The sequence below is a fragment of the Longimicrobium sp. genome, assembly GCF_036554565.1.
In the GTDB taxonomy this organism is placed as follows: Bacteria; Gemmatimonadota; Gemmatimonadetes; order Longimicrobiales; family Longimicrobiaceae; genus Longimicrobium.
Genome location: NZ_DATBNB010000021.1, coordinates 1 through 8,616 on the forward strand (window position 1 = coordinate 1; position 8,616 = coordinate 8,616).

General features: G+C 71.0%; 8 protein-coding genes. 3 read left to right on the forward strand and 5 right to left on the reverse strand.

The genetic code is table 11. From position 1 onward, the window contains the following. A partial coding sequence (locus VIB55_RS00660; protein ID WP_331874729.1) for a serine hydrolase domain-containing protein occupies positions 1-1,078 on the forward strand: 1,078 nt, incomplete at its 5' end. A gap of 21 nt (positions 1,079-1,099) precedes the next feature. Here the strand turns inward: VIB55_RS00660 and VIB55_RS00665 are convergent. The 3 genes from VIB55_RS00665 to VIB55_RS00675 all read right to left on the reverse strand — a co-directional run bounded on the left by VIB55_RS00665 (position 1,100) and on the right by VIB55_RS00675 (position 5,211). Then, a complete protein-coding gene (locus VIB55_RS00665; protein WP_331874730.1) occupies positions 1,100-1,948 on the reverse strand; it encodes a tetratricopeptide repeat protein in 849 nt (282 codons plus the stop codon). A gap of 14 nt (positions 1,949-1,962) precedes the next feature. Then, positions 1,963-3,354, reverse strand: coding sequence for an AAA family ATPase (locus tag VIB55_RS00670; RefSeq protein ID WP_331874731.1), 1,392 nt, complete (start codon positions 3,352-3,354; stop codon positions 1,963-1,965). 111 nt (positions 3,355-3,465) lie between these two features. Then, positions 3,466-5,211 (reverse strand): amidohydrolase, encoded by a 1,746-nt coding sequence (locus tag VIB55_RS00675; RefSeq protein ID WP_331874732.1) that lies wholly within the window; start codon positions 5,209-5,211, stop codon positions 3,466-3,468. A gap of 233 nt (positions 5,212-5,444) precedes the next feature. Between VIB55_RS00675 and VIB55_RS00680 the strand changes: the two genes are divergently transcribed. Both VIB55_RS00680 and VIB55_RS00685 read left to right on the forward strand, forming a co-directional pair. Next, the gene (locus VIB55_RS00680) at positions 5,445-6,224 is read left to right on the forward strand and encodes a sigma-70 family RNA polymerase sigma factor (RefSeq protein WP_331874733.1); all 780 of its coding nucleotides are present in this window, start codon (positions 5,445-5,447) and stop codon (positions 6,222-6,224) included. A 71-nt stretch (positions 6,225-6,295) separates the two neighbouring features. After that, positions 6,296-7,222: a hypothetical protein gene (locus VIB55_RS00685; RefSeq protein WP_331874734.1), complete on the forward strand. Its 927-nt coding sequence runs from the start codon at positions 6,296-6,298 to the stop codon at positions 7,220-7,222. Here VIB55_RS00685 and VIB55_RS00690 read toward each other — a convergent pair whose 3' ends face one another. Beyond that, the gene (locus tag VIB55_RS00690; protein WP_331874735.1) at positions 7,223-8,095 is read right to left on the reverse strand and encodes a hypothetical protein; all 873 of its coding nucleotides are present in this window, start codon (positions 8,093-8,095) and stop codon (positions 7,223-7,225) included. It lies immediately after the preceding gene. A 20-nt stretch (positions 8,096-8,115) separates the two neighbouring features. Next, a partial coding sequence (locus tag VIB55_RS00695) for a CHAT domain-containing protein (RefSeq protein ID WP_331874736.1) occupies positions 8,116-8,616 on the reverse strand: 501 nt, incomplete at its 5' end.

The window sequence follows — 8,616 nt, forward strand, 5'->3', positions numbered from 1 at the left end:
GGTTGCCCCCGCCGGGCGATACGTCTCTGGCCTGGCGCCGCGAATCGCCCGGCTGACGCTGCGCGAGCTGCTGGCGCAGACGACCGGCCTGGCGGACGAGTCCGCGGAGCACGGCGTCCACGGCGAAGGGACGCTGGTCCCCTACGTCCGGAGCTGGACGGGCGCGGAGGCCGTGCTGGAGAGCGGAGAATCGTTCTCATACTCCAACCGCAACTTCACGCTGGCCGGGGCGCTGGTGGAAGCGGCGTTGGGAAAGCCGTACGACGAGGTGGTGCGCGAGCGCGTGCTGACACCGCTGGGCATGCGCACCGCCACCTTCCGCCCCACGGAGGCCATCACCCATCCCGTGGCCCAGGGTCACACGGGTCGCCCGGGCCAGCCGCCGACGGTGGTGCGTCCCCGCGCGGACGACACGCGCCAGTGGCCGGCCGGGTACCTGTACGCCAGCGCGCCCGACGTCGCCCGGCTGGTGATCGCGCTGCTGAACCGTGGGGTGGTGGATGGCAAGCAGGCGGTCCCCGCCGCGGTGGTGGACTCCATGCTCGTCGCCCGGATCGCCGTCCCCGGGCTGCCGAACGACGCCCGCTACGGCTTCGGGCTCTTCCACGACCGCGTCGGCGGGATGGCCAGCAGCTGGCACTCGGGGACGATGCCCGGCTTCACCGCGCTCTTCCGCATCATCCCCGAACGGCGTGTGGGCGTGGTGATCCTGGGCAACCGCGAAGTACGGCTCGACGCCCTGGCCGAGGCCGCCCTCTCCGCCGCGCTCCGCGAGCCGCTGCGTACGCCCGTGCCGGATGTGGCCGCGGTCGCGATGACCCGCGAGGAGCTGGCGCCCTACGCGGGTCGGTACACGGGGCGGTTTCCGCTGGTGCTGCGGATGGGGGAGGACGGGCTGGTCCTGGAGCGGTTCGGCGCGAGGCTGCCGGTGACGCCGCTGGGAGGCGGCCGGTTCGCGGTGCAGGCGCCGGGCGCGCCGAGGCCGGACGTGTTCACGGTCGTGCTTCCCCGGGACGGGCGCCCCGGCTATCTGCAGATGTTCCTGTGGGCGTTCCCGCGTGAGCCCGCCGGTCCGTGACCGAACGTGGGCGGGAGTGGCTCAGAAGAGCCCCGTGACGACGACGAGCAGGAGAAGGATCAAGATCAGGATCGTGGTGCCCAGCCACATCACGCCCACGTAGAGCACGGCGTACAGGAACACGCCCAGCCAGCGCGCGTCCGGCGGAAGCCGCTGCATCCACTTGTTGATGGGCCGTTCCATCCTGCGGAACGAGCGAAGCAGCAGGTTGCGTGAACCCCGCGCCTGCTGCAGACCGCCTTGGGCGCCGCGGGCGGTGGGGTTCAGCCGCAGCCCTTCGTGGAAGGCTTCGATGGCCCCGTGCGGTTCGTTGCGGTCCAGCAGGTACCAGCCGCGGAGCGCGTGCGCGGCGCCACTCTCCGGATGGCGGGTCAGCAGGCGCTCGATGGTGTCGTTCGCCTTGTCGTAGTAGCCCATCTCCAGCAGCGCCGCCGCGCGAACGACGGCGCATCCCTCGTCATCCGGGTCGTGCGCCAGCCCCTCGCCGGCGCAGGCGACGGCGGCCTTCCAGTCTTTCTGGTCCAGCCGGATCATGGCCAGCAGGTGCCACGCGGCGACGAACTCCGGCGACAGCTTCACCGCCTCCAGCGCCGACGCCGCGGCCTGGCGGGCGTTGCCCCGCGCCTTGATCACGCTGGCCCGCACGTAGTGGCAGAACGCGTCCTCCGGCCACGCGGCGACGGCGGCGTTGGCGTGGCGCTCGGCATCCACCAGCTTTCCCTGGTTCTCCAGGCACAGCGCCAGCAGCGCGTGCGCGTCGCCGTACTCCGGGTCGTCCGCCAGCGCGGGAACCAGCTCCGCCGCGGCCAGGTCGTAGCGGCCCATCCGGTACAGCGCGCGCGCCCGGTCGGTGGGGGAAGCCGTCCCCATGCGGATTGCGCCCGCTACATCCCCAGGTAGGCGCGGACGGGGTCGTACAGCCCGCTCTTGTCCGCGTACAGGATGTAGTTGCGGGCCGTGTCGAACCACTCGCGGCTGGACGGCCTCACCTGCTTGGCGGCGGCCAGCAGGTCGCGCGTGGAAAGCGGTTCGGGGATGCCGGAACGGATGGCGCCACGCAGCTTTCCCTCCACGGCGCGGTCCACCACGTCCTTCAGGTCCGCCCCGGAGAGGCCGTCGGTGCGCTGCGCCAGCGCCACCACGTCCACGTCGCGCGTGGGCTTGCCGCGGAGCAGCAGCTCCAGGATGGCGGCGCGCGCCGCAACGTCCGGCGGCGGAACGAAGATGATGCGGTCGAAGCGCCCCGGGCGCCGGAAGGCGGAGTCCAGGTGCCAGGGTGCGTTGGTGGCGGCGAGCACCAGCACGCCCTCGTTGGCGCTGGTCAGCCCGTCGAGCTCCGCCAGGAACTGGTTGACCACCTGCCGGCCGGCGCTGGTGCGCAGGTCTGCCCGGCTGCCGGCGATGGCGTCCACCTCGTCGAAGAAGAGGACGCTGGGCGCCGTGGAGCGCGCCTTTTCGAACAGCTCGTGGAGCTGGCGCTCGCTCTCGCCGAGCCACATGTCGAGCACGTCGTGGATGCCGACGGACAGGAACGACGCGCCGATCTCCCCGGCCGTCGCGCGCGCCACGAAGGTCTTTCCGCACCCCGGCGGGCCGTACATCAGGATCCCCCCGCCCGCCGTCTTCCCGTACGCGCGGTACAGTTCCGCGTGCTGGATGGGATGGATGATCTTCAGGCGGATCTCGTCCTTCACCCCGTCCATCCCGCCGACGTCCTGGAACGTCACCTTCGGCCGCTCGACGCCGATCTTGCCGGGAGGCGAGCCGTAGGCCTCGTCCAACTCGTCGAACTCGTCGTCGTCCGGCTGCCAGTCGGTGGTGGCGGGCTGGCGCACGCGGCCGTCCACGACCTCCGGCTTGGGCTCCGGCTGCATCGTCCCCAGCGCCTCGTCCAGTGCGGGGTCCGCGGAGCGCGGATCGGCCTGGCGGGCGCGGGCGTACGCCTGGGCCGCGGCTTCACGGTCGCCCGCGCTCAGCAGCAGGCGCGCGTGAAGCACGTGCGCCTCGGCGGGGGCGCGGCCGGTGGACATCACGTCCTCGATGACGACCAGCGCGGCGGAGCGCTTGCCCTGCGCGTGGAAGGTGCGCGCCAGCCCCAGCTGAATGCGCTCGTCCGCGGGGTCCATGCGCAACGCGGCGCGATAGTGCTCCTCGGCCTCGGAGAGGGCGTCGGCGGCCAGCAGCTGCTCCGCCAGCAGGGTGCGGAGCAACGGATCTTCGGGCGCGGCGCGGACGGCCTCGCGAAGGCCGTGCAGGCGGCCCTGGTCAGCGCTCATCGGTCGGTTTCCGGAGGTGGGACGGGTGATCGGGCGAACATGGTACGATGGATGGATGGCGCCGCGCCAGAGCCATCCGTTCCCAGGCGCGTGTCGATCGGGCCTGGTGACTCAGCGAGGCGCGTCCGCCTGGAACACGATCTCGCCGCCGATGATGGTGGCCGTCACCCGTGCGTCGCGGATGGCTTCGGGCGGCACGCGGCGGATGTCGCGGTCGATGATGACGATGTCGGCCAGCTTCCCGGGTTCGATCGTGCCCTTGACGCCCTCCTCGAAAGACGCGTACGCGGCGGTGGTGGTGTAGGCGCGCAGGGCCTCTTCGACGGTGATCTTCTGCTCCGGCACCCAGCCGCCGGGATTCCGGTCGTCCAGCGTCCGGCGGGTGACGGCGGCGTAGATGCCCTCCAGCGGCGTGGGCGGCGCCACGAACCAGTCGCTGCCGAACGCCAGCCGCGCCCCCGCGTCCAGCAGCGCGCGGAAGGCGTAGGTCCCGCGGCTGCGCTCCAGGCCGATCACCGCGGTGGCCCAGCGGCCGTCATCGATGGCGTGATACGGCTGCATGCTGGGGATCACCCCCAGCGCGGCGAAGCGGGGCAGGTCGGATGGCGCCAGGTGCTGCGCGTGCTCGATGCGGAACCGGCGGTCGCGGGCGCCGTTCCGGGCCGCCACCCGCTCGTACGCGTCCAGCAGCAGCGTGTTCGCCCGGTCGCCGATGGCGTGCACCATCACGTGCAGCCCGGCCGCGTCCGCGCCGGCAATCCACCGCTGCAGCGTGTCTGGATCGACGACCAGCAGCCCGCGGCTGGATGGATCGTCGGTGAACGGTTCGTGAAAGGCGGCGGTGTGCGAGCCAAGCGACCCGTCCACGTATCCCTTGAGCCCGCCGATCCGCAGCCACTCGTCCCCTCGCCCTGTGGCGGCAATGGTGTCCGCCAGCCGCCCCCACGTGTGCAGCGGGACGGCGGCGTACACGCGCGTCTTCAGCCGGCCCGCGGCGTGCGCCCGGCGGAAGACCTCGAGATCGCCCCATCCACCCACGTGGTGAACGCTGGTGACGCCCTGCCGCGCCACATACGACATGGCTGCGTCGAGCGCGCGGTCGTTCAGCTCCGCGGGCGGCGCGGGGACCACGCGGTCCACCATCGCCATGGCATTGTCGCGGAAGACGCCAGCGGGCGAACCGTCCGCGCGGCGGACCACCTCACCGCCCTCCACCTCCGGCGCGGCGCGGTCCACCCCGGCGGCGGCGAGCGCGGCGGAGTTCGCCAGCGCCATGTGCCCATCCAGCCGGCTCACCCACACGGGATGATTGGGCGTGACGGAGTCGATCCACTCGCGCCGGGGCAGCTCGCCGCCCCACAGCGAGTGGTCCCAGTCGCCGCCGGTGATCCACGTCCCGGCGGGAACCGTCCGCGCGTAGTCGCGGATGCGGGCGGCGAACTCCGCCGGCGTGCGCGCGTCGCGAAGCTGCACCTGGCTGAGGCGGAAGCCCCCGTCCACGAAGTGCACGTGCGAGTCGATGAACCCCGGCACCACCATTCCGCCGGCGGCGTCCACCACCCGCGTCTGCGGTCCGGCCAGCCGCCGCACCTCTGCCTCGCTGCCGACGGCGACGATCCGCCCGTCCCGAACCGCCACCGCATGCGCGTCCGCCGCGCCATCCACCCCGGTCCACACCGTCCCGCCGACCACAACCAGGTCCGCGGCCGGGGAGAGCGTCGCCGCGAGGGCGAGGCCGGGCGAAGCCGGGGCACACGCGGTGACCAGGGCGGCTGCGGCGAGCGCGAGGGCGAGCGCGCCGGCATGACGGAGGAGGGCGCGGAGGAAGAGGGCGGCGCGAAGGTGGATGGTCGTCACGGATGCGGTCGCGTAGGGAGTGGCTGGGCGGCCGAGGCGGCCCGGCAGACGAGGGATGAATCGCGCGGGTCCGAAAACGGAATGTAGCGTCGGGCCTGGCGCCACGCACGAGCGGCGTCGTGCATGCAGTGGCGTGCACGGGGATGTTGTTGCATCCACGATGGCGGATTAGGTTTCCCGCTCAAGTACATCCCGGGCGCTACGATCACGCCTATTCCTATTCCGTCCTGAGCATGCTGGACCGGCACCAGGCCGAGCGCCTCTTCCTGGAAAACCTCGGCTGGATCGAGCGCGTGCTTGGCACGCTCGCCCGGCGGCAGGGGCTTTCCGGCGACGACGCCGACGACTTCGCGTCGTGGGCCAAGCTGCGCCTGATCGAGGACGACTACTCCGCCCTCCGCCGCTTCCGCGGCGAAAGCGCGCCGGCCACCTACCTGACGGTGGTGCTGACGATGCTGGCCCGCGACTACCGGGTCCGCGAGCGCGGCCGCTGGCGGCCCTCCGCGGCGGCGCGGCGGCTGGGGCCCACGGCGGTGCGCCTGGAAACGCTGGTGCACCGCGACGGGTTCACGCTCACCCAGGCGGCCCAGCTGATGCGCACCACGGGCCACGGCGAGCTGGCGGACCGCGACGTGGCCGAACTGTGGCGGCAGCTGCCAGCCCGTCCGCCCCTGCGCCCCGTCGCAGCCTCCGACGAGGTGGTCGCCACCCTTCCCGCGGGTGAGCAGGCGGATGTGCGCGTGCTGGCGCAGGAATCCGAGCAGCGGCGGAGCGAGGCGGAGCAGGCCGTCGCCCGGGCCGTGGCCAGCCTGCCGGACGAGGACCAGGTGATCGTGCGGATGCGCGTGTGGCACGAAATGACGGTTGCCGACGTGGCGCGCGGCCTTAACCTGCCGCAGAAGCCGCTCTACCGGCGGATGGACCGCATCTTTTCGCAGCTTCGGCGCACGCTGGAAGCGGGCGGCCTTTCGCGCGAGCGGGTCCGCGGGTTGCTGGAGGATCGCGCGCCATGACCGAACCGGAGCGGGATAAACACCTGGCGGGTCCATCCAACAGGGGTGGACATCCTGACGAAAGGGAGTGGGTGAGGGACGAACGCGGGGCCGAGACGGGCTCCCGGGGCGATTGGGACGAGGCCGAGCGCCTCGCGGCGCTGCTCGACGGCCGCCTGGATGCGGACGGGCACGCCGACATCCTGTCGCGCCTGGCAACCGACGACGAGGCCCTGGCCACCTACGCCGAGGCCGCCGCTGTCACGCGCGCCCTGGAAGAAGAGGACGCCGCCGCTGGCGTGACGCCGCTCCGTCCCGCCGCGCGCCGCACTTCACCGTTCTCGGGAGCGCGGCGCTGGGGCGCGGTCGCCGCCGTCGCGGCCGCGGTCGCACTGGCGCCGCTCGCCTGGAACCGGATGCGGCCGGCTGGGCTGCAGGAGCCGGGTGCGCTGGCGGAGCGGCTGTCCACGACCGGCACCGCGCTCCCCGCCGGCTGGGACCCCAGCCCGTGGGGCAGCACGCGTTCCGCCTCGGACCCCATGACGCCCCGCGCCCGCGCCATCCGCATCGGCGCGCGGCTGGTGGAACTGGAGCTCGCGCTGCGCGGCCAGGATCCCGCCGCGGCGCGTACGGCGGCGCAAGTCGCCATCCTGCTGGGCGAACTCCCGGGCTCCGGGCCCGCGGTCTCCATCTTCCGCGACATCCAGGCCCGCGCAGGCGCGCCCTGGGCGGAACTGGAGCCCCAGATGGAGCAGGGCACCGAGGCCGCCGCCGCTATGGCGGGCGAGGAGGATGTGCGCCTCGGCGCCTGGCTCCAGGCCGCCCGCATCGCCGCTGCGCGCAAGCACGCCGAATTCTTCCGCACGCGTGCCACCAAAGCCGCCCTCAAATATCTGCATCAAGACCCCGCCACCCGCCCCGCCGCGGAGCGTATCCGCACCCTCACGAACGCTGAGGGCGCCCCGGATTGGGACGCCCTCGTCGTGGGGCTCGCGGGTGCTCTACGAGCCGTCGGCTAACTATTCGGCCTCTGCAGCGACCGCCCAGCACGTGTATGTGCGGCCCTCAATGGACCACGGCTGAAAGGCGAGCGAGCTACGCTTCTCGACCGATACGCACGAGTTAGGAATTGTGGTCGGCAATCCCCATCCTTTATCTAAGAAGCGGGGAGTAATACGCTTTGGGTCCGTCACTGGCTTCGAAAAGAGCCTGAAGTACCCGTGGAAGTGATGATCGGCCCAGCCGACATTCGGCGCTGGCTCCGTGGGTCCATGTGGCCTTTCGCCTCGAGGGAGATGATGAACCAGCAAGCGTATCGTCTTGCCGTCATCCACCTCGATGGTCCGGAACGGCTGTGCATTCGTGCCGTCCAGGTTAGCACGGTACAAATCGAGTTCTTGGCCGGCGATGTCGGGCACTGTCCAAGTCACCCAGTGGGCCAGATACGCGGGCGGGTGATTCTCGAAGTTCCACCGCGCGAGGCCGTAATGATGCGAGATGCAGCCGCCCCGCAGGATTACGCGTGAGTTGAGCTGGCCAGTCACGCCCGCCAGGTTCACTTTCTGGTTTACCAATGTCGCCTTGGACAGGTTCAACAGGCCTTCCGGAACCGGCCCGTGTGGCCTCCCGCCCAGGTGCGAAAAGTCCAGCGTCATCCCGTCGATCCAGTCGCTGGCGCGACCGAAGGTCAGTCTCGCTAAGTGGTGGGGAACCGGTGTGCCGGTCGAGCCGGTACTCGTGGTATCCTCAACCCCAGCGCGGTGGGTTCCATGATGCGCCGGGTGGGCAGCCATACCGTCGCCTTTCGGCATCAGCACATGAACTGCGCTCCCGTCCGCTGTCGGGACGAACATGCACAACCCTGTAAACTCGATTTCTAGATTGAAGCTCATGTGGTCTCCGGAGTGGATTGTTAGAGTCCTGTGTAGCGGAACCCTGCCCATGCGGACGGAGATCGCAGGGCGGGATCGTGGGACTGAAGCAACTTCAGCTGTGCCGTCCGCAACGCGGCAGAAGGGTTGGCAGATGAATCGTATGCTTCGTAGAAGGTCAGCATGAGTGCGCGGGTTCGAGCATCATCCACTCGCCACAAGCTGCCCATCACACCGCCCGCACCAGCCATCAGCATCGAACCGGCGAGGCCTGCAAACCCGCCCGTCCGGCCGGTGCTCGAGCGGATGGTCTGACACGCGGAAAGGACCACCAGCCTGATTCCCCGGAAATCCAGTTCGGAGAGGGCTGCAGCCGACAGCCGAGCACCACCCGTCGGTTCCCGGCCCGCCAGCACAAAAAATGAGCGGTCGGGCCGTTCGTCGTTAAATACCGCGTGTCCTGCGTAGTGGACCAGCGACGCACCCCGAAGATTTTCTTTGAAAGCGTCAGGTGTGGCCTGTGCTCCGGCCAGCATTGCCGC

Coding starts and splice junctions, on each gene's coding strand:
- VIB55_RS00665 (WP_331874730.1), bottom strand. CDS start 1,948: ATGGGGACGGCTTCCCCCACCGACCGGGCGCGCGCGCTGTACCGGATG.
- VIB55_RS00670 (WP_331874731.1), bottom strand. CDS start 3,354: ATGAGCGCTGACCAGGGCCGCCTGCACGGCCTTCGCGAGGCCGTCCGC.
- VIB55_RS00680 (WP_331874733.1), top strand. CDS start 5,445: ATGCTGGACCGGCACCAGGCCGAGCGCCTCTTCCTGGAAAACCTCGGC.
- VIB55_RS00690 (WP_331874735.1), bottom strand. CDS start 8,095: ATGAGCTTCAATCTAGAAATCGAGTTTACAGGGTTGTGCATGTTCGTC.